The organism is Glutamicibacter sp. NPDC087673, from assembly GCF_044743255.1.
Classification (GTDB): Bacteria; Actinomycetota; Actinomycetes; order Actinomycetales; family Micrococcaceae; genus Glutamicibacter.
In genome coordinates, this window is the sequence record NZ_JBIUWB010000003.1 from 24162 (window position 1) to 45659 (window position 21498).

16 protein-coding genes and 2 tRNA genes are annotated in these 21498 nt (G+C 56.5%); 16 read left to right on the plus strand and 2 right to left on the minus strand.

Features of this window, described 5'->3' with window-relative positions; translation table 11 throughout:
• Positions 1 to 6: 6 nt before the first annotated feature.
• On the minus strand, positions 7 to 1227 hold the full coding sequence (locus ACIOTL_RS07690) for a sensor histidine kinase (protein ID WP_400342277.1): 1221 nt from the start codon (positions 1225 to 1227) through the stop codon (positions 7 to 9).
• Positions 1228 to 1422: 195 nt separating this feature from the next.
• Between ACIOTL_RS07690 and ACIOTL_RS07695 the strand changes: the two genes are divergently transcribed.
• The 10 genes from ACIOTL_RS07695 (at position 1423) to thiL (ending at position 13974) form a co-directional block, all read left to right on the plus strand.
• Positions 1423 to 2481: a 3-isopropylmalate dehydrogenase gene (locus tag ACIOTL_RS07695; RefSeq protein WP_400342278.1), complete on the plus strand. Its 1059-nt coding sequence runs from the start codon at positions 1423 to 1425 to the stop codon at positions 2479 to 2481.
• Positions 2482 to 2596: 115 nt separating this feature from the next.
• Positions 2597 to 3691, plus strand: a complete 1095-nt coding sequence (locus ACIOTL_RS07700; RefSeq protein ID WP_400288793.1) for a branched-chain amino acid aminotransferase — start codon at positions 2597 to 2599, stop codon at positions 3689 to 3691.
• A 155-nt stretch (positions 3692 to 3846) separates the two neighbouring features.
• On the plus strand, positions 3847 to 6018 hold the full coding sequence (locus ACIOTL_RS07705) for a hypothetical protein (RefSeq protein WP_400342279.1): 2172 nt from the start codon (positions 3847 to 3849) through the stop codon (positions 6016 to 6018).
• 130 nt (positions 6019 to 6148) lie between these two features.
• Complete coding sequence (locus tag ACIOTL_RS07710) at positions 6149 to 6913, plus strand: fumarylacetoacetate hydrolase family protein (protein WP_400342280.1); 765 nt, start codon at positions 6149 to 6151, stop codon at positions 6911 to 6913.
• A 101-nt stretch (positions 6914 to 7014) separates the two neighbouring features.
• Entirely contained in the window at positions 7015 to 8520 is a 1506-nt protein-coding gene (gltX, locus tag ACIOTL_RS07715; RefSeq protein WP_105661154.1) for a glutamate--tRNA ligase, read from the plus strand.
• 726 nt (positions 8521 to 9246) lie between these two features.
• Positions 9247 to 9318, plus strand: a tRNA-Gln gene (locus ACIOTL_RS07720).
• A 48-nt stretch (positions 9319 to 9366) separates the two neighbouring features.
• Positions 9367 to 9442 (plus strand) — tRNA-Glu (locus tag ACIOTL_RS07725).
• 99 nt (positions 9443 to 9541) lie between these two features.
• Complete coding sequence (locus tag ACIOTL_RS07730) at positions 9542 to 11308, plus strand: dynamin family protein (protein ID WP_133833494.1); 1767 nt, start codon at positions 9542 to 9544, stop codon at positions 11306 to 11308.
• The gene (locus ACIOTL_RS07735) at positions 11308 to 12951 is read left to right on the plus strand and encodes a GTPase (protein ID WP_133833493.1); all 1644 of its coding nucleotides are present in this window, start codon (positions 11308 to 11310) and stop codon (positions 12949 to 12951) included. Before ACIOTL_RS07730 ends, ACIOTL_RS07735 begins: the two co-directional genes overlap by 1 nt.
• A gap of 6 nt (positions 12952 to 12957) precedes the next feature.
• A complete protein-coding gene (thiL, locus tag ACIOTL_RS07740; RefSeq protein ID WP_400342281.1) occupies positions 12958 to 13974 on the plus strand; it encodes a thiamine-phosphate kinase in 1017 nt (338 codons plus the stop codon).
• 27 nt (positions 13975 to 14001) lie between these two features.
• Here thiL and ACIOTL_RS07745 read toward each other — a convergent pair whose 3' ends face one another.
• A complete protein-coding gene (locus tag ACIOTL_RS07745; protein ID WP_105659150.1) occupies positions 14002 to 14727 on the minus strand; it encodes an IclR family transcriptional regulator in 726 nt (241 codons plus the stop codon).
• Between the two features lie 122 nt (positions 14728 to 14849).
• Here ACIOTL_RS07745 and leuC point away from each other — a divergent pair, with 122 nt between their 5' ends.
• From leuC to ACIOTL_RS07775, 6 genes are all read left to right on the plus strand, one after another.
• A complete protein-coding gene (leuC, locus tag ACIOTL_RS07750; protein ID WP_041649644.1) occupies positions 14850 to 16289 on the plus strand; it encodes a 3-isopropylmalate dehydratase large subunit in 1440 nt (479 codons plus the stop codon).
• A 14-nt stretch (positions 16290 to 16303) separates the two neighbouring features.
• Positions 16304 to 16909, plus strand: a complete 606-nt coding sequence (gene leuD / locus ACIOTL_RS07755) for a 3-isopropylmalate dehydratase small subunit (protein WP_013348787.1) — start codon at positions 16304 to 16306, stop codon at positions 16907 to 16909.
• A gap of 257 nt (positions 16910 to 17166) precedes the next feature.
• Positions 17167 to 18486, plus strand: coding sequence for a UDP-N-acetylglucosamine 1-carboxyvinyltransferase (gene murA / locus ACIOTL_RS07760; protein ID WP_105659152.1), 1320 nt, complete (start codon positions 17167 to 17169; stop codon positions 18484 to 18486).
• Positions 18487 to 18581: 95 nt separating this feature from the next.
• A complete protein-coding gene (locus ACIOTL_RS07765; protein ID WP_105659153.1) occupies positions 18582 to 19265 on the plus strand; it encodes a 1-acyl-sn-glycerol-3-phosphate acyltransferase in 684 nt (227 codons plus the stop codon).
• Positions 19266 to 19298: 33 nt separating this feature from the next.
• Complete coding sequence (locus tag ACIOTL_RS07770) at positions 19299 to 20333, plus strand: NAD(P)H-dependent glycerol-3-phosphate dehydrogenase (protein ID WP_286134429.1); 1035 nt, start codon at positions 19299 to 19301, stop codon at positions 20331 to 20333.
• Positions 20333 to 21445 carry a D-alanine--D-alanine ligase family protein gene (locus ACIOTL_RS07775; RefSeq protein ID WP_105659155.1) on the plus strand — a complete coding sequence of 371 codons (1113 nt, stop codon included), beginning with the start codon at positions 20333 to 20335 and terminating at the stop codon, positions 21443 to 21445. Before ACIOTL_RS07770 ends, ACIOTL_RS07775 begins: the two co-directional genes overlap by 1 nt.
• Positions 21446 to 21498 lie beyond the last annotated feature (53 nt).

Consider the following 21498-nt stretch of genomic DNA (forward strand, 5'->3'; position numbering starts at 1 on the left):
TGAATATTAGTCCTCGGTGTAAGGGATGGAAACATTAACGGCGAAACCGCCCCCGGTCCGGGGGAGTGCAGAGCAGGTACCTTCATATAAGGCTACGCGTTCTTTCATTCCCTGCAGACCTTGTCCTACGCCTTCCAGGACGATGGAACCGGCACCTCGCCCATCGTCGCTGACGCTCAAATTCAAGCCCCGGGAAGTCCACTCAATATGGACTTGGGTCTGCGTGTCAGGACCAGCGTGCTTAATGACATTCGTGAGTGATTCTTGAACGCATCGATAGATTGTGAGCTCCGCGCCTGCCGGTAGTTCTTTCCGCGGGGTTCCAGAAGTTTCGAGATGGACATTCAGTCCGGACACGGCAACGCTTTCTACGAGTTCAGGTACGTTTGCCAATGACGGAAGAGGGCGATTCTCCAATTCCTCATCTTTGCGTAGAACTCCCAGGAGCCTGCGCATTTCTTTCAGTGATGCGCGGCCAGTATCTGAAACTGTCTTCAGGGTCTCGATGGCAATCTCCGGGTCTTTCGCCGCCGCATATCGTGCCCCGTTGGCCTGGGTGATGATGACAGAGAGCGAATGGGCCACGATGTCATGCATCTCGCGGGCAATGTGGTTTCTCTCGTCGGAAGCTGCCAGGGCGCGCTCGGTGAGGCGTTCCTTCTCCAGGCGTTCGGCATGATCCTTCAGGGATTTCATGGCCAGGCGCCTCGTGCGCGCTAAGTCACCGAAGGTCCAGGAAAGGGTGACGACCAATGCAAGACCCACGAAAGAAATCATCATGTCGAAGGTGAAGACGGGTGATGGATCAGGTGAGTACCTTGAGGCGCCGAACATGCTGAACGTCGCCAACAACGCGCCAATCAGTCCCAGTCCCAGCGTGCTGAATGACTGCCAGCGTTTCCCGTAGACAGCCATGGTGTAAACCATGATTGGAACGGATACTTGCGAGAACATCATTAGCCCGTCAAAGCCCAGTTGCAATAAATGCCCGGTGGCGACAACGAGGGTCGCTGCCCATGGGCAGCGACGCCGCACCATCAGCGGCGCTGACTGGAGAAGAGAGAGACTCAGAACGGCGAGAACGGCGGCAACTGACATCGAAGAAGCGAGGCTGAGGGCTGCCGGTATGCAGAACAGCGTGTACAGCAGGCCGGTGATGAAATCTACTCGTCCGGGATTCTCGCGGATCCAACCGTCAATTCGACGGTGGGGATTGGCAAAGATCAAGTGTTCCTGCAATTCGACGTGTTAGTAGCTGTTGATCCTTATAGCGAAGCAAAGGATCTGTTTATCCAAGGTTATCGGCAACGAAGACGGCGATGCCTCATGCCCAGGGAGGAAATATGTCGGCGGAAACTCATCAGATCTCATTATTTGAGATGAACTCTCAAATGGCGGACGCTAGTCGATAGAATCTGTGCCATGGGAAATGTAATTGATATTGCGGTCATTCCGGGTGACGGTATTGGCCCAGAAGTTGTTGCCGAAGCGGTTAAGGTTCTGAAGTTCGTCACTAACGGTGGCAAGAACGAGATCAAGCTGACTGACTACAAGCTTGGTGCAGAGCATTGGCTGGCGACTGGTGAAACCCTTCCGGAAGCAACGCTGGAAGCTATTAAGAAGCACGATGCAATTCTCTTCGGCGCTGTTGGCGCTGCCCCTGGAGATACGCGCATTCCGTCCGGAATTATCGAGCGCGAAATGCTTCTGAAGCTCCGCTTCTCGCTGGATCATTTCGTGAATCTGCGTCCGGCTAAGCTCTATCCTGGAATTGAGAGCCCTCTGGCTAACCCCGGTGAGATTGACTTCGTGGTGGTTCGCGAAGGTACCGAAGGCCCCTATGTAGGCAACGGCGGTTCCGTGCGCACAGGCACCGCGCATGAAATCGCTACCGAAGTATCGGTAAATACCGCCTATGGTGTGGAACGTGTTGTCCGCGACGCATTCCGCCGTGCATCAGAGCGTGAACGCAAGCGTGTCACCCTGGTGCACAAGCACAACGTGCTGGTGCACGCCGGGCATTTGTGGAAGCGCACTGTCGAAATGGTGGCGCAGGAATTCCCAGAGGTTACCCACGATTACCTGCACGTGGATGCGGCTACCATCTTCTTGACCACGGACCCATCGCGTTTCGACGTGATTGTCACTGACAACCTCTTTGGCGACATCCTCACCGACCAGGCCGGCGCCATTACCGGTGGTATTGGCCTGGCAGCCAGTGGCAACATCAATATGGACCGTACCTACCCATCGATGTTTGAGCCGGTTCATGGTTCGGCTCCTGATATTGCCGGCCAGCACAAGGCAGACCCAACCGCGGCGATTCTGTCCGTGGCACTGATGCTTGATCACCTCGGGTTGGCTGAAGAAGCTCGCACAGTTGAGCAAGCTGTTGAAAAAGAGATCACTTCACGTCAAGAATTGACCGATAATCGCACCACAAGTGAAATTGGCGATGCAATTGTGGCGTTACTGGCATAAGCTGAAAGTGACGTTTCTGGTTAGCTGATAGCCAGTAGCAAATTCCACGAACGGATGTTCCGCTGAGGCGTGGAGCATCCGTTCTTTGTTTATTGAACTAGGAAGTCCAGGGTAGATGGAATTCACCGAAAATCTCTCAACGAATCGCAAGAGCGAACAGGACCGAGCCGGCGTCTTGGCTAATCCTGGGTTCGGAGACTTCTTCACTGACCACACCGCAGTCATCGACTGGTCAGCAGACGATAGCGGCCGTAACGGTGAATGGCATGATGCTCGAATTGAGCCATACGGCCCTATCGCCATGGACCCGGCCGCTTCAGTTCTGCATTATGGCCAGGAAATCTTCGAAGGCCTGAAGGCCTACCGCCACGCCGATGGTTCGGTATGGACTTTCCGCCCGCAGGCCAACGCTGCCCGCATGAATAAGTCGGCTCAGCGCCTAGCACTCCCGCAGCTGGATGAAGACGTTTTCGTCGACTCGCTGCGCAAGCTGGTAGCAACGGATATCGATTGGGTTCCTACCGGTGACGGTGAAGCCCTGTACCTGCGTCCATTCATGATTGCTACCGAAGCATTCCTCGGTGTGCGTGCAGCGCGTGAGGTTTCCTACCGCGTCATCGCCTCTCCAGCAGGCAATTACTTCGGTGGCGAACTCAAGCCAGTGGCCATTTGGGTATCGAAGAACTACGCACGAGCAGGCCGAGGCGGTACAGGTTCGGCTAAGTGCGGTGGCAACTACGCGGCCTCGCTCGTAGCCCAGCTGGAAGCTGAAGAAAACGGCTGCAAGCAGGTTCTGTTCCTTGACTCCTTCAATGACAATGCCGTTGAAGAGCTCGGGGGCATGAATGTCTTCTTCGTAACGAAGGACAACAAGCTGGTGACCCCAGCGTTGACCGGAACCATTCTTGAAGGCGTGACCCGTTCATCGGTCATCCAGCTCGCGAAGGATCGCGGCATGGAGGTGGAAGAACGCAAGATCACCCTGGATGAGTGGCGTGAAGGCATCGCCTCAGGCGACATTGCCGAGGTCTTTGCTTGCGGTACAGCGGCGGTGATCACCCCAATCGGCCTGCTGAAGAACGGCGAAGAGCTCATTGGTGAGGAGAATGCTGCAGCCGGTGAGGTGACCATGTCCATTCGCGAAGAACTGCTGGGAATTCAGCGGGGTACCGTGGAAGACCGTCACGGTTGGCTGGAACGTTTGGCGTAAAGCTAGCTCAAAGTTGCTGGTCTCGAGACTTATAGTCTCGGGACCAGTGGTTTTTAAACCGAATTGGTCATGTGCAAACGCAGTTGCTAGCGTCAGTACGTAGCAGACGCTGCTCCGCTGCAAGAAGTTCTGGGGCCGATCGAACGGAGTAATGTTTGTCTGGAGAAGAGCGCAGGGAAAATAGAAGCATTGCAAGACGAAGCTTGCTCGGTCTGGCTGTTGTTGGTGGAACCGCCGCAGGGCTTTCTTTCCTCTTCCCGGACCGTCGGGCCTCTGAGATTAGCGCTCCTTCAGTGACCCCGTCTCCGAGCCCCACGCCGAAACCGACTCCCGATATGCGGTATTTAGCGAATCTGAAGAGTGGGAAGGAAATTAGTGGCCATGAAAAGGTCTTCGGCAGAGCATATTCGACGCTGAAGATTCTAGAGGCGGTACCTCTAACCAACTATCGCAATTCTTCGAAGCTTCGGTTGGCGGTGTCTGTTGTCGGGCATATCAATGAACTGCAAATAATCGATCCCTCCGTCGGCAACGCTATTCACACGTTGAATTTGCCCGATGACAGCGGGCACGTAATTGATTCGATGGTTTGGGATGAACCCCGGCAAAGACTATATGTCAGTGTGGACGGGAGTGTTCTCGCATGGAATCCAGCGATTCCTGAGCAGTTCAATACCCTGGTGGACGTTGAAGGCGCCTCGGTTGCATATGAGCTTCGGCTTGATTCGAGCGGCAATTTATGGGGAGGGACCTATCCACTCGGCGCAAGCTTCAACTACAACGTCGAAAGCAAGAAACTTCGAGTGTTTGATCGTGTAGCCGAAGACACCGACTATATCCGCCGGCTGGCATTGGATGGCCGGGGCAGGGTATGGATGGGAACGGGGTCTCGGAATCCTAGGTTATTCACCTTTGAGGCGGGGAAGCCGGATGCAGTACGTGAAATAAACCTTCCAGTGGATGTGGCCCATGGATTCATTGGGTCAATCGACCCTATCGGGCACTACCTCGCTGTTACCGTTAGCTCCGTTTCCGAACAACTCATACTCGATACCCGGACGATGAAATGGCACGAGCCAGTGACCCGGGTATGGGCATCGCGCGAGATTTCCAAGGCCAGTTCGGGGAGATTCTTCAGCATCACTGCCGGCCATCTGCATTCAACTGCATTCCAGGGAATGGACGACAAGCAGCTCGGAAAAGTCGAGGCGCGCGGCATCTTGTGCATCATTCCGCAGAATGGGCGCATCCTCATCATCAGTACGACAACCGATGGGATTCTCTGTGAAACATTCGATCTGGGTTTGAATCGCGTACGCGCTACCCGCGAAATCCGATTGACCCCGAGCGCCATCAAGATCCAATCGCTGCTCGGACACAGTGACGGAAACATCTATATCGGAGGATACAAGGCGAACGGTGTCGCCGCATTGAATCCGGAAACTGGCGTTCGTTGGAACTCCGGCGATGACGAGCAGGTGATCAACCAGATCGAAGGAATGGTCGAATACGACCAGAACAAGACCTATATCGGTTCCTACGGTAGCGCTGACCTGGTCCTCATGGAAACACCTCAAAACAATGCCGACAGAAAATACGACCGCATTGCACGTCTGCTCACCGAGTACTCGCAATCGAGGCCCTTCGGCTGGGCATCGAATTCATCCAGCGTGTTTTTCGGAACTGTTCCGGAATATGGAGTCTCAGGCGGTGTTCTGGGGAAGATTGATCCTGCTACTGATACGGTCTCTTGGGTTCTTGACGGGGATGGCAAAGGATTCGTTTCAGGCCATTCCATCATCGGGCTAGCCGCCGATGAATCGCATCTCTATGGCACCACTTCGGTGCGCAACGGATATGGCGTTGAAGATACGAAAAGTCCTGCCAAGGTCTTCAAGATGCACATAGCGTCCCGCAAGATCCTCTGGGAAACAAGTCCTGTGGAATCCGCGGGCGCGTTGTATTCACCTGCGATTACCGGCGGTTGGCTGGCCGTAGCCGATCTGCAAGGTGTGGCCTTGCTGGACTTGGACAGCGGACAGTTGAAGAAACGGCATATCGTCAACAACGTTAAAAACACTTCCTATCGTCCTGGATGGCTAGCTGCAGACGTAAGGGCAACGCCGGATGGGCAGAAGATGGTTCATGCTGCAGGGGGCGGAATAACAGTGTTGGATTATGTTGCAGGAACTACTCATTCCGTTGTGTCCACACGAAGCCATGACCGGCATGGCACCAGATTGACCGTTGGTGCCGACGGCCACGTGTACGGGATTCTAAATCAAACCACACTGGTGCAGCTTGCCCTGGAGCCGGAATTGCCCTAGCCGAGTTCGCGGCGACGAGCCGAGGTGGATTGCCGTCCGAGGATTTTCTTTCCCTTCATTAGCCGTATTTCATAGTCGCAGTTCCTGCAGTGAAGGAAAAGCCGAGACGTCATAGTTTAGGCTTGTATTCATGCGCATTGCACGATTTGTAGTAGATAGCGACCCGCTGTACGGCGTCGTCGACGGTAACGATATTCATGTTTTGGCTGGAGATCCATTTTTCCAGGGGATCAAGACCACTGGTGCTACGCACTCCTTGGATGATGTTCGGTTGGTAGCCCCGATCATCCCTCGCTCAAAGGTGGTGGGCTTTGGCCGCACGTACCGCGAGCACGCCAAGGAACTTGGAAATGAAGTTCCTGCTGAGCCGCTGATGTTCTTGAAACCGAATACTTCCGTAGTCGGCCATGGAGACCCCGTCACCCTGCCGGAGTTTTCAAATGAAGTTTCCTTCGAAGGTGAACTTGCCGTGGTGATCGGCCGTATTTGCAAGGACGTTCCAGCCGACAAAGCGCAGGACGTGATCTTCGGCTACACGGTAGCAAACGATCTGACCGCCCGCGATGCTCAGCGCACCGATCCGCAATGGGCTCGTGCCAAGGGCTTTGATGGTTCTTGCCCGCTGGGCCCGTGGATTGAGACCGAGATTGCCGACCCGGATGATCTGGGAATTATCAGCCGCGTCAATGGAGAGGTTCGCCAAGATGGAACTACCAACGACATGATCTGGCCAGTCAACGAATTGGTTGCTCGTGCGTCCGAAGCTTTCACCTTGCTGCCAGGCGATGTCATCATGACCGGCACCCCGGCGGGCGTCGGCTTAGTAAATGCAGGCGACGTTGTAGAAGTGGAAGTCGAAGGTATCGGTTCATTGAGAACCGTCTTCCGTCGCTAGGAACCATCACTGATGTTGTGAGGCTTTCGATCGCTAATGTGATCGGGAGCCTCGCGCTTTAACTGCAAGTTTCTTTGCAGAAGGCATAGAATGAAAACATCATGACTGATCTTTCGTTGATTCCCGTTGTTACCGAAGATACCCCGGTACGCGTTCGTTTTTGCCCATCCCCAACTGGTACCCCTCACGTAGGTTTGATCCGTACTGCCCTTTTCAACTGGGCCTACGCGCGTCACACCGGCGGCAAGATGGTCTTCCGCATCGAAGACACCGATGCCAAGCGTGACTCCGAAGAAAGCTACAACCAGCTTTTGGATGCTCTGGCATGGTTGGGTATCGATTGGGACGAGGGCGTCAACGCGGGCGGTCCGCATGAGCCATACCGCCAGTCGCAGCGTGGTGGCATCTACGAGGACGTCATTGCCAAGCTTCGTGCTGCAGGCCATCTGTACGAGTCCTACTCGACCCCAGAAGAAGTTGAAGCACGCCACAAGGCAGCCGGCCGTGACCCGAAGCTGGGCTACGACAACTTCGACCGCGAGCTGACCGATGAGCAGAAAGCTGCGTTCAAGGCCGAGGGCCGTGAACCGGTATTGCGTGTTCGCATGCCGGATCACGACATCACCTTCAACGACTTGGTACGTGGCGAGATCACCTTCAAGGCTGGATCCGTTCCCGACTACGTGGTGGTGCGCGCCAACGGCAAGCCACTGTACACCCTGGTCAACCCAATCGATGATGCGCTGATGGGTATTACCCACGTACTTCGTGGCGAAGACCTGTTGTCCTCGACCCCACGCCAGGTCGTCTTGTATGCGTTGCTGCACGATATCGGCGTTGCCCAGTACATGCCGCGCTTTGGCCACCTGCCATACGTTATGGGACAGGGCAACAAGAAGCTCTCCAAGCGTGATCCAGAATCCAGCGTATTCCTGCACCGCGACAATGGTTTCATCCCGGAAGGCCTGCTGAACTACCTCGCGCTGCTTGGCTGGTCGCTGAGTGCTGATGAAGATATCTTCTCGCGTGAACAGCTGGTAGAAGCCTTTGACGTAGCAGATGTGCTGTCCAATCCTGCCCGCTTCGATGTGAAGAAGGCAGAAGCAATCAACGGAACCCACGTGCGCATGCTCGAAGCACAGGATTTCCGTGATCGTTTGGTTCCTTACCTGAAGGCCGCTGGCCTGGTGGGCGAAGAGCTGACTGAACGTGAAAACGTCATCCTGGACCAGGCTGCACCACTGGTGCAGGAACGTATTGCCCTGTTGGGTGAAGCGACCGACATGCTTGAATTCCTCTTCAAATCTGATGACGAAATTGTCATTGACGAGAAAGCGCTCAAGGGAATGCCGGCAAACCTGGTTGAGGTTGTCGATGCTACCGTCCAGGGCCTCGAAACCCTTACCGAATGGAACGCCGAAACCATCCAGGCAGCACTGCGCACGAAGCTTGTGGACGAACTGGAACTGAAGCCTCGTCAGGCATTCGGTCCAGCCCGTGTTGCTATCTCCGGAAAGCGCGTATCTCCACCGCTCTTCGAGTCCATGGAAATTCTTGGACGCGAGTCGAGCCTCAAGCGTTTGCGCGCATTTGGCGAGTCCCGCTAGCTATTCGCCGAAAGCCCGCTGAGAAGCAATTTGAACGCCTCGGATGGTTCCAGTCCTGTGACTGGTTCTGTCCGAGGCGTTCTCTTTGAGTTTGATGACGCGCGCGTAGATTTGCAAACGCCCGCAATCCGCGGTTTCTTGTCCATGTCGGAGCCGGAGCTGGCGAATCTGTATCCTGAGTGACTGGCCGGAATTGCGGCAGGTCTTGCGGATGATGGTGCTTATGCCCGGGAGAGGTACATGGCAGGCGGGCTTATGTTCATGGGGCAGCGAGAAGTGCGGTTCCTGCGTGCGTGGAGTTTGGCAGGATTAACCGCGTCACGCGCTACGTTTATACGCCTTGGATCGCTGGATACGATACCGCCGGTGTTCCTAAACCCCATTTTTGTCCCGTTCCTTGGCCGGTACGCTGAACTAGAGGGTCTGCCGGCAAAGGCGCTTTGCATAGGGGATGACCCTGTTGGCGGCTATCAATGTGCCGTTGACGCGGGACTCCAGTATTTTCTCACGGACAGTGCCTCACTTCACAAGAATTTCTCTGGTTAACTAGTGGAGGTTTTCGGATCTCTGACAGCTGTTCCTGGTTGATTTTCCGCGGATTCTGCGTGGGGTACCGGTCGCGGGACTCGATTTGTGTACTGAACATTAGGCCGGTATAGTTTTATCTCGTGCTACGGCAGTGGCCGGAATGACGCTCAGCTGAATTCCGGAAAGGCCAAGTCACAGTGGGATATGGTGTAATTGGCAACACAACGGTTTCTGGTTCCGTCATTCTAGGTTCGAGTCCTGGTATCCCAGCGCTTCACCAAAGAGATTTGGTGAGCTGAAGATTTATCTTCAGCATACGGCCCCATCGTATAGCGGCCTAGTACTCCGCCCTCTCACGGCGGCAACACGGGTTCGAATCCCGTTGGGGTCACCACAGTAAAACCGCGGAGAATTCCGCGGTTTTTGCGTTTCCCGGACAAAATCTGCATCAGGCTCGCGGGTTTCCCTGTTGGCATGAGGCAAGATAGTTCTCATGGAGTCGAATTCAGATCTGGCTAAGAGCTCAGGGCAGGAAACTGCCTCGCAAACCGAAATTGGCAGTGATTCCGCGGCGCGTTTGAGCGAGCTCCAGGAGCTGCTCGAAGAGCTTTCCTTTGTAAATGGCCAGCCACGAGAAGCCTCTGCCTTCGAAGAACTGCGCAACAAGGCATTGCATCAAATCTCGGACTACCTGATTCCACGAGTTTCGAATCTCGGCGCACCGCTACTGCTGGTCGTCGGTGGCTCCACGGGCTCGGGCAAATCGACTCTGGTCAATTCCCTCCTGGGGGAACCCGTCAGTCTCTCCGGCGCTGTGCGTCCGACCACGCGGACTCCGGTCTTGGCTTTCAACCCTGTTGACCAATCCTTCTTTGAATCTGAACGGATTCTTCCCGAACTTAAACGCGTAGCCGGCCGTGGCTTCAATGCACATGCCGGAGCAGCCAGTAACCATGCGCTGTTGATGACGCCTCGTGAGCAGGTTCCACGAGGTTTGGCCATCCTCGATGCCCCGGATATCGACTCGGTTTCCGACGAGAACAGGGAATTGGCGGGCCAGCTTCTGAACGCAGCAGATCTGTGGATTTTTGTCACCACAGCCAATAGATACGCCGATGCTCTTCCTTGGGATATGCTCACCGAAGCCGGCGCACGGAAAATTACCGTCTGCGTCGTCTTGAACAGGGTGCCACCGGGAGCCGAAGACGATATTGTTCCGGATTTGAAACGCCTGTTAAGCGAGAAGGACCTGGATCCGTCGTTGCTGCATGTCCTGAACGAGACGCAACTGGATGACCAGAAATTGATTCCAAGTGAGCACGTGGAACCCTTGCTCGCATGGCTGAACTCATTGGCAGCAGATTCCGCTAAACGGCAGCAGATTGCGGCCCAAACACTTGACGGCGCGTTGCGGCGCGCCACCGCAGATGTCAGTGAGCTTATCGCTGAACTGCAAGAGCAGGAGAAACAGCTCGGTGAATTGCGCGCCCTTACCAATGAGCGCTTTGAGCAATCGTTGGCCAGAATTAGCGATTCCCTCAATGACGGCTCATTGCTGCGTGGCGAAATCCTGGCCCGGTGGCAGGACTTCGTAGGAGCGGGCGAGCTGCTGCGCGGAATCGAAGGCGCCATTGGACGGATGAGGGATCGTGTTGGCGCATTCCTGACTGGAAAACCGCCAGCGACCCATCGTGTTGAACAAGCCATCGAATCAGGCCTGCACATGGTCTTCATTGCCGAGGCAACCAAGGCCTGCCATGACGTTGACAGATCGTGGAAGAACACGCCATTTGGCCAAGCGCTACGCTCTAATCTGCAATCGCCGCGCCCGCCACAGGATCTCAATGAGCAAGCTTCGGAAAGCATCCGGCTTTGGCAAAAAGATGTCTTGGACATGATTCGGCAGGAGGGCGCCGGGAAGCGCAAGACGGCCCGCATGGCGGCATTTGGAGTCAACGGGGTGGCGGTCATCCTGATGGTTGTGGTCTTTGCGTCAACAGCGGGCCTCACCGGTCTGGAAATCGGTATTGCCGGCGGCTCCGCATTGGTAGGGCAGAAACTGCTGGAAGCAATTTTTGGCGAGGATGCGGTACGTCGCATGGCCACCAAAGCCCGCAAGATGCTTGACACCCGGGCACGGGATCTACTGGATAGGACCTCGTCGATCTATCTGGACGAGTTAGCTGCAAAATCGCAGCCGGAGCTTGCCGATCAATTGGGCAAGATTACCTCAGCCTTGAGCAGCAAAGGGGCTCACTAATGTCCGAGCGCAAGATTCTCAGAGCAGTCAGCGGTCTCAACTCGCAAATCAACAGCATCGTGGAAGCGATGCAGCTTGCAGAACCATATCTGGAACCAGAAACCATCGATCTAGCCGCGGACGTTATCACGCGTGCTGAATCTCGGCGCCAGCTTTCATCCGAACATGTGGTTGTAGGACTTTTCGGTGCCACGGGCAGCGGAAAATCAACGATGTTCAACGCTTTGGTAGGGCAGGAGTTGGCGGCCACGGGTGTCATCCGCCCGACTACTACTGATACTGTCGCTGCAATCTGGGAACCAGAAGGATCAAGCGAACTACTGGACTGGCTGGAAGTGACTACTCGCCACGTCATGGGCGATCAGGACAGCCGGGCGCAACCTGGCAAGAAAAAGAAGTTCGACTCCGGTCTCTTGCTGTTGGACCTACCGGACATGGATTCCACGGCAGTGGATCACCACAAGATTGCTGCTCGTTTGGTGGGCCAAGTGGATTATCTGGTATGGGTGCTTGATCCGCAGAAATACGCCGACGCGTCAATACACCATGGATATCTCAATTCCTTGCGCAGCCAGCAGGGGAACCTGCTGATCGTCCTGAACCAGATCGACAAGATTGCAGAACACGAACGCAAGCAAGTCGTCGATTCCTTGCGCGGCATCTTGGCAACGTCGGGTTTGGAGAACCTTCCCATCGTTTGCGCTTCTGCTGCCACGGGTGAAGGCGTCGCAGATGTGCATGCCAAGATTGCGGCCGCGGCGAAAAACAAGGCACTTTCCACACGTCGGCTCCGCGCAGATGTTGATCAAGTCATCCACCGCCTGAGTGAGGAACTCCAGGTGGAGAAGGTGCGCCTGCCTAGCCAGCTGCACCAAGCGGAGTTGGAGCGTGTGATCGCAAAAGCGCACGGCGCCCAGTACATTGCTGACGCAGTGGAGACCTCCTACCTGCTTCGGGGTGCTTCGCGAACAGGATGGCCTTTGACCACGTGGCTGGTGAAGCTGCGCAACGATCCGCTGAAGCGGATGAATCTCGGGCGCCGGCATGAAGACACGGAATTGTCCTTGACTTCGCGTCCAGAGCTTTCTGTCGCGGAGACTGCGGCTATCGAACATGGCATCGACCAGTATGTTTCCGAGGCTTCCAATGATCTTCCGGAAAGCTGGAAAGAGCCACTGCGTGAAAAGGTGCACGCGAATACGGAGGTACTACATGACGGCATCGATGCGGCTATAGCCGGGACACCGCTGGGTGTTGAACGGTCATCCTGGTGGTGGCCGGTAGTTAAAGTCATCCAATGGGTGGCACTTCTTGCGGCCTTGGGCGGCGCCTTGTGGCTCGCGGGCTATCCGGTGGCTGGATACTTCCAATTCGACCTGCCGCAGGCTCCCCGGGTTGAAGGAATCGCTGTCCCGACGCTGCTGGTTTTCATAGGAATACTGCTGGGTATTGTCCTTGGCTTGGCTTGCTCGTTTGTCAACCGAATAGTCGCTAAAGTTAAGCGTAGGAAAGCGTTGAAGAACATTGAACGCTCGGTATCCCACTTGGTCAGGCAGGCCGTGATTGATCCTGTTGACCAGCATTTGGACACCTTCAATAGTTATTCAGCATTGATCACCTCAGCAGCCAAGAAAGCCGATTAGAACTCTGTGACTACAAACCAACCAAACGTCGATGCAACGGTAGGTGACCTTGGGGAACAAGGCATCCTGGACGCGATGTTGCCGCTGCTTGATTCAGAACAAGCAAGTCTCGGGCCCGGCGACGACGCAGGTGCGCTGCGCGTGCGCGGAACGGAAGTTCTCGTCTCCGTGGATACCCTGGTTGAGAATCAAGATTTTCGGTTGATCTGGCCCAGCGGGCTAGAGCATAGAGCCTATGACATCGGGTGGAAATCCATTGCACAGAATGTTTCGGACATTAATGCAATGGGCGGTCACGCTACTGGCGCCGTGATTTCTTTGTCCCTGCCGAAGGACACTTCCTTGGAATGGGTCAGGGACTTCAGCCGCGGCGTTGCCGAGGCTATACAGGGACTTGGCGCACAGGAACTTACCATTCTCGGGGGAGACCTCGGGAAGTCCCAAGAAATTTCCGTTACCACTACCGTTCTGGGCGAATGCGAGCATGGCAAGGTCCTGAGGAGCGGAGTCCAAGTTGGCGACCGCATTGCCGTGGCGGGACGTGTCGGTGCTGCTGGGGCAGGGCTTTCCGTCCTGGAACATGATCGCAACGAACAAGGCTGGAGCCGGGCGGTGCGCCGGCTGGTCCAGGCGCAGTGCCGTCCCGTGCCACCGTTGGAATCCGGCCCGCGTGCCGCGGAATCGGGTGCTACAGCCATGATGGACATATCTGATGGGCTGATCCGTGACGCTGGTCGCTTGGCCAAAGCCAGCCATGTGAATCTCGAGTTAGAGTCTTCCGCATTGCAGGATTATGCTGTTCGCTTGGAAGCCGCCTCAGAACTGACCGGCACCGATCCTATGTCGTGGGTATTGTACGGCGGCGAAGATTTTGGACTCCTTGCTGCCTTCCCAGAGGGAATTGAAATCCCAGAGGAATTCACCGTAATTGGTGCTGCCAAGCCGGCTAACGGCCGCCGCGCAGTAGTGAAACTCGATGGCAAGGTCTCAAAGCCTGAGACAGGCTTTGACCACTTCGGCTAGCTGCTCCGAACGTGCTTCATGAGTTGGCTACGCGCGGTCATTCTGGATGCGCAGCAGTTCGGAAAGCTCGTGGGCGGCGCTAGTCACGGCTTCGTGGTGAATCTTCCCTGGCTGGCGCGTGAGCCGTTCAATCGGGCCGGACAAGGACAGCGCCGCGATGACTCGTCCGGACTGCCCGCGAACTGGTGCTGATACGGAAGCTACACCTGGCTCGCGTTCGCCCAGCGACTGGGCCCAGCCACGCCGACGGACGCCAGCCAGAATTGTCGGCGTGAAGCGCGCGTGATGCAATCCGTCGACCATGCGTTCATTGTCTTCCCAGGCGAGCAGAATCTGGGCTGCCGAGCCGGCTTTCATGGACAGCTGGGTTCCAACAGGGATGGTGTCACGCAGGCCGATTGGACGCTCAGCACTGGCGATGCACACACGATAATCGCCCTGCTTGCGGAAAATCTGCGTGCTTTCACCGGTGAGGTCGCGAAGCTTGATGAGCACGGGGCCAGCGGCGCTGACCAATCGGTCTTCGCCAGCGGCGCTGGCGAGTTCCACCAGACGGTTCCCCAGTTCAAAGCGGCCGTGCATGTCGCGTCCAACCAATCCATGGTGAACCAGCGATTGGGCAATACGGTGCACCGTAGGACGCGAGATTTCGGTGAGTTCTACCAGCTGGGACAGGGAAGTGGGACCATTCTCCAATGCGTTGAGAATGGCTGCTGCCTTGTCCAGTACGCCTACGCCGCTGCCTGTTGTCATGGTTCCAGTATCACGTCTCAGTATTTGAGATTCAAGTCCGCATACTGGAAAAGTCGATCTATGAAGTGTCAAAGTTGGAGTATCAAATGTTCGTAGCTTGAGGAGTGTGTCGCATGTCCGCCATGCAGTCGCCCCAGACATTGGCAGAAAAAGTCTGGAATGCACATGTTGTGCGCCGAGGAGAAGGCGAAGGCGAAGCCCGCCAGCCGGATTTGATCTACATTGATCTCCACTTGCTGCACGAGGTGACCTCGCCGCAGGCCTTCGAGGGCCTGCGCCTGGCTGGCCGTCCGCTGCGTCGTCCGGACCTGACGATTGCTACCGAAGACCACAACACTCCCACGCTGGATATTGACAAGCCCATTGCCGACCTGACCAGCCGCACCCAGATCCACACCCTGCGGGATAACTGCAAGGAATTCGGTGTCCGCCTGCACTCCTTGGGCGACAAGGAGCAGGGCATCGTTCACGTGGTAGGTCCGCAGCTGGGGCTGACCCAGCCAGGCATGACTGTGGTCTGCGGTGATTCGCATACCTCGACCCATGGCGCCTTCGGAGCCCTGGCTTTGGGTATCGGCACCTCGGAAGTCGAGCATGTCATGGCCACCCAGTCGCTGAGCCTGAAGCCGTTCAAGACCATGGCCATTAACGTCGAAGGCACCTTGAAACCTGGTGTTACCTCCAAGGACATCATCTTGGCGGTCATCGCCAAGATCGGTACCGGTGGCGGCCAGGGATACGTGCTGGAGTACCGTGGTTCTGCGATTCGCTCGCTGTCCATGGATGCCCGCATGACCATCTGCAACATGTCCATCGAGGCTGGCGCCCGTGCCGGCATGATCGCTCCGGACGAGACCACCTTCGAATACGTCAAGGGGCGCCCGCACGCACCAGCCGGTGAAGACTGGGACGCCGCCGTCGAGGACTGGAAGCAGCTGCACACCGATGAAGGCGCGCGCTTCGACGCTGAAGTCTTCTTGAATGCAGACGAACTCGAACCATTTGTCACCTGGGGTACCAACCCCGGCCAGGGTGTCTCGCTGTCTGAGAATGTGCCTTCTCCGGAAGACTTCGAAGACGAGAATGACCGCAAGGCTTGCGAGCGTGCCTTGAACTACATGGGTCTGACCGGTGGCACTCCGCTGAAGGACATCCGCGTGGATACCGTCTTCCTGGGGTCCTGCACCAACTCCCGCATGGAGGACCTGCGTGCAGCTGCCCAGGTCATCAAGGGCAAGGAAAAGGATCCTGATGTCCGCATGATCGTGGTACCCGGCTCGGCGCGTGTTCGGCTGGAAGCCGAAGCAGAAGGCCTGGATCAGATTTTCAAGGATTTCGGTGCTGAATGGCGTTTTGCAGGTTGCTCCATGTGCCTGGGCATGAACCCGGATCAATTGGCCGAGGGGGAGCGCTGCGCGTCCACCTCCAACCGCAACTTCGAAGGACGCCAGGGCAAGGGCGGACGTACCCACCTGGTGTCGCCGCTGGTGGCCGCGGCTACCGCAATCCGTGGAACCCTCTCGTCGCCTAGCGACCTCGTCAACGCACCGGCTTCGGTCTAGGAAGGATCACCGTCATGGAAAAGATTGTCAGCCACACCGGTATTGGTGTTCCACTGCGCCAGAGCAATGTGGACACGGACCAGATTATTCCTGCCGTTTACCTCAAGCGCATCACCCGCACCGGATTCGAGGATGCGTTGTTCGCGGGTTGGCGACGGGATGAGAACTTCATCTTGAACCAGGAACCTTTCAATACGGGCTCCGTGCTGGTGGCAGGTCCCGACTTCGGCACCGGTTCTTCGCGCGAGCACGCTGTCTGGGCGTTGAAGGACTACGGATTCAAGGCTGTGATCTCCGCTCGTTTTGCCGATATTTTCCGTGGCAACTCGGGCAAGCAGGGACTGGTTGCTGCTGAAGTGGCCCAGAGCGATATTGAATTGATCTGGAAGGAACTGGAGAACAATCCAGGCACCACGGTCACCGTTGACCTGGAATCGCGTACGGTCCAGTGCGGTTCCATCTCGGCACCGTTCCAGATTGACGACTACACCCGCTGGCGCCTGATGGAAGGCCTGGACGATATCGGCCTGACCTTGCAGCATGAGGAAGATATCACCGCATACGAGGCCAAGCGTCCTGCGCATAAGCCGCAGACTTTGCCGGCACGAACCGCAGGCTAAGCACCGAGTTCAAAATAAATGGAATGGTCCGCTCCTCCCTGACGTTGTTAGGGGTGAGCGGATTATTGCATTCCTAATGGAATGATTTTCGGCAGAGCATAATAGGTCTGTCTGAAAGCATGCTCACAAAGTGTGCGCCACGAGATGATCTGGGCATACTGGCAGGTACAGAGGCGGTATGCTTACTTAGTCCTGCCAGTTCGAAAGCCTAGAAGCTTCGGCGGGCGATAACGACTACGCGATGAGGTAATTCATACATGGGTAAGATCCTGACGATCCATGGTGGTGTCCCGCTCAAGGGCACCGTACGAGTCGGCGGAGCAAAGAACCTAGTGCCAAAAGCCATGGTCGCGGCTCTGCTTGGCGATACCCCTTCGGTATTGCGCAACGTACCGGAGATCAAAGATGTAGCTGTCGTGCGCAGCCTCCTTGAAATCCACGGTGTCAAGGTTGACCAGGACCCTGAAACCGGCGATCTGACCATGGACCCTACCCAGGTCAAGACCGCCTCGAACCAGGCGATCGATGCCCATGCCGGTGACTCGCGTATCCCTATTCTTTTCTGCGGACCATTGATCCACGCCCTGGGCGAAGCGTTCATCCCGGATCTGGGTGGCTGCCGCATCGGCGACCGCCCAATTGACTTCCACCTGGAAGTGCTGCGCGACTTTGGAGCGATCGTTGACAAGGCTGCCGATGGCATCCGCATCTCGGCCCCTAATGGGCTAACCGGCGCCAAGGTTGAACTGCAATACCCAAGTGTTGGCACCACCGAACAGGTCCTGCTCTCGGCCGTTCGAGCCAAGGGTGTCACCGAAGTCAGCAACGCGGCCATTGAGCCAGAAATCCTTGACCTGATCTCGCTGCTGCAGAAGATGGGCGCCATCATCTCCGTGCACCGCGACCGCGTGATCCGCATCCAGGGTGTCGAGAAGCTTACGGGCTTCGACCACTCCGCTTTGCCTGATCGCAACGAAGCCGCGTCATGGGCCTCTGCCGCGCTGGTCACCAAGGGCGACATTTTCGTTCAGGACGCGACCCAGCGTGATTTGACTGCTTTCCTGCACGTCTACCGCCAGATCGGTGGTGAATTCGACGTCAAGTCCGACGGTATTCGCTTCTATCATCCAGGTGGAGACCTTAACCCACTGATCCTGGAAACCGACGTTCACCCGGGCTTCATGACTGACTGGCAGCAGCCGCTGGTAGTGGCCCTGACCCAGGCCAAGGGCGTATCGGTCATTCACGAGACTGTGTATGAGAACCGCTTCGGATTCACCGATGCGCTGGTTCGCATGGGTTCCACCGTCCAGGTTCACACCGACTGCCTCGGCTCCACCCCTTGCCGCTTCGGACAGCGCAACTTCAAGCATTCTGCTGTTGTCGTAGGCCCAGCGCAGCTGACCGGTGCCGACATCGATGTTCCTGATCTTCGTGGCGGTTTCTCCCATTTGATCGCTGCTCTGGCTGCCGAAGGCACCAGCAAGGTCACCGGCATTGAGATCATCAACCGAGGCTACGAGCACTTCATGGAGAAGCTGCAGGCCCTGGGCGCAAATGTCGAGCTGAGCAACTAAAGGGGATCCGAATCGTGGTAAAGATTCTGGCCCCTGGCGAATCTGCTAAGACTAAACGGGTTTTCTCGCTATTGGCGGGCATTGTCCGTTCTGCCATGAACGGTTTGATGGGCAAAACGTGGAAGGGCTTCGAAACCCTCCCTCCGGGCGGGTACATCCTCTGCCCCAATCACCTGACCGAGATTGATCCGCTGGTTGTCGGCCATGCTATTTACAGCAATGGCCGGCTGCCACGCTGGCTGGCCAAGGAATCCTTGTTCAAGATCCCAGTGCTCGGATGGATGCTGCGCGAGACCGGCCAGGTTCCGGTGTCACGCAGCGCATCCAATGCTGGCGAATCGCTGGCCGCGGCCCGAAAAGTCCTGGACGCAGGCGGGGTCATAGTCATCTACCCGGAAGGGACGCTGACCCGCGACCCTGATCTGTGGCCAATGGTAGGGCGAACCGGTGCCGCACGTTTGGCCCTGCAGACTGGCGCACCAGTGGTACCGATGGCTCACTGGGGCGACCAGGAACTGCTGCCGCGCTATTCCAAGAAAATGTATCCGTTCCCGCGAAAGCACGTCACCGTGTCAGTTGGCCAGCCCGTGGATCTTGATGACTTGCGTGGTGGCCCGCGGACTCGTGCAGTGCTGCAAGAAGCCACTGATCGCATCATGGACGCGATCACCGCACTGACCGCAGAACTGCGCCAAGAAGAAGCACCAGCTGCGCGGTGGGATCCCAGCAAGCATGGCCAGTCGAAGACTGGCCGCAATTTCGATACCCCGGATAACTAATTACCTTGATCAACACCTTCCAGAGGACTGACATTGACTAAGCCGCTACCACGCAAAATCGCCGTCATGGGCGCTGGCAGCTGGGGGACAACCTTCGCCAAGGTACTTGCTGATTCCGTTGCAGACAAGGGCATCGACGTTCAGATTTGGGCCCGTCGCGAAGACGCCGCCAATGAAATCAATGAACGCCACACCAATTCACGCTACCTGCGCGAAACCAAGCTTCCGGCCAACATCACGGCATCATCGGATCCGAAGACCGTTCTCAACGACGCTGACCTTGTCGTCTTGGCGATTCCGGCTCAGTCGTTGCGCCAGGAATTGGCGAAGTTCAAAGAATTCTTTGAACCCGGTGCGGTCTTGCTTTCACTGATGAAGGGTCTTGAACGCGGGACCGATCTGCGCATGAGCCAGGTCATCGCCGAAGTCACCGGGCTGCCTGCAGAGCAGATCGCTGTGCTTTCCGGACCAAACCTGGCAATGGAAATCGCACGCGAGCAGCCAACGGCTTCGGTCGTGGCCTGCACCGATTCTGATATTGCGCAGTGGATTGCTGAACTGTGCTCCGCTGCATACTTCCGTCCCTACACGAATGACGATGTCTTGGGTGTTGAGCTTGGCGGAATCGTCAAGAACATCATCGCCCTTGCCGTTGGCATGTGCGATGGCATGGGAATGGGCGATAACACCAAGTCCACCGTCATCACGCGCGGCTTGGCTGAAACCACTCGCTTGGTCCTCGCCTTGGGCGGCCGTTTGGACACCTTGGCAGGTCTTTCTGGCCTAGGCGACCTTGTGGCTACCTGTTCTTCCTCGCTCTCCCGCAACAACACTGCAGGACGCCTGCTTGGCCAGGGGCTCTTCTTGGAAGAGGTCAATGACCGCATGTCGCAGACTGCGGAAGGCATCAAGTCAGCACGTGCCGTATTCGACTTGTCCCAGGCCCATCACGTGGAAATGCCAATCACCGAAGCAGTGGTCATGGTCCTGGAGAGCACCTTGAGCGTTGAAAATATGGCTGCACGCCTGTTGTCGCGTGAATTGAAATCTGAAGGAGAACGTCACTAATGACTGAACGCAAGCTCCGCGTCCTCTTGCTCTTCGGTGGCCGTTCCTCAGAGCACTCCGTTTCCTGCGTTACTGCGGCCGGCGTCATGCACGCCATCGACCGCGAGCGTTTCGAAATTGTTCCGGTGGGCATCACCCGCGACGGCGGTTGGACCCTGCTGGACGAGGATCCAGAAGGCTGGGCACTGAATACTGGCAAGCTGCCAGAAATTTCCTCGGTGGATCATCCGGTGCATCTTTCCACCGACGCGCAGAAGACATCATTGCTGTCCTACTCGGACTCCACGGTGGCAGATCTGGGCGAGATCGACGTGGTCTTCCCGTTGCTTCATGGTCCGTTCGGCGAGGATGGATCAATTCAGGGCATGCTGGAAATGGCTGGCGTTTCTTACGTTGGCTCCGGTATTGCAGCCAGTGCGATGGGCATGGACAAGCATTTCATGAAGGTTGTCTTCGAAGGGGCAGGCTTCAAGGTAGGCCCGTACGAAGTCATCACCAACAAGCAGTGGCTGCGCAACAGCGAAGCTGCCATGAAGCGTTGCGAAGACCTGCAGTACCCGTTGTTCGTCAAGCCGGCACGTGCAGGATCCTCGGTAGGCATCACCAAGGTAGACGAGCCTTCGGGGCTTCGTGCCGCTATTGAGATTGCCCGTGCTGAAGATCCCAAGGTGATCATCGAGCAGGGGATTGTCGGCCGTGAAATCGAATGCGGTGTTCTTGAAGGCCGCGGCTGCGAACCTTCGCGGGCCTCATTGCCAGGCGAAATCGCGGTGGCAGATAATGAGCACACGTTCTATGATTTTGAAGCGAAATATGTTGATGGCGCCGCCGCCGAGCTCAGCTGCCCAGCAGATCTGAGCGAAGAAGCCACTCGCGAGATCCGCGAACTTGCAGTGAAGGCCTTCGACGCTATTGATGCAGAAGGCCTATCTCGAGTTGATTTCTTCTATACTCCCGAGGGGGAGTGGATCATCAATGAAATCAACACCATGCCCGGCTTCACGCCTTCAAGCATGTACCCGCAAATGTGGGCCAAAACGGGAATTGAGTACCGTGAACTTATTGATGAGCTGATTGGGCTGGCTACCGACCGGAATATCGGTTTGCGCTAATCCGGGAATAGCCGTTAAAGCTTGAGGGTGTGTTGAAGAATCAACACACCCTC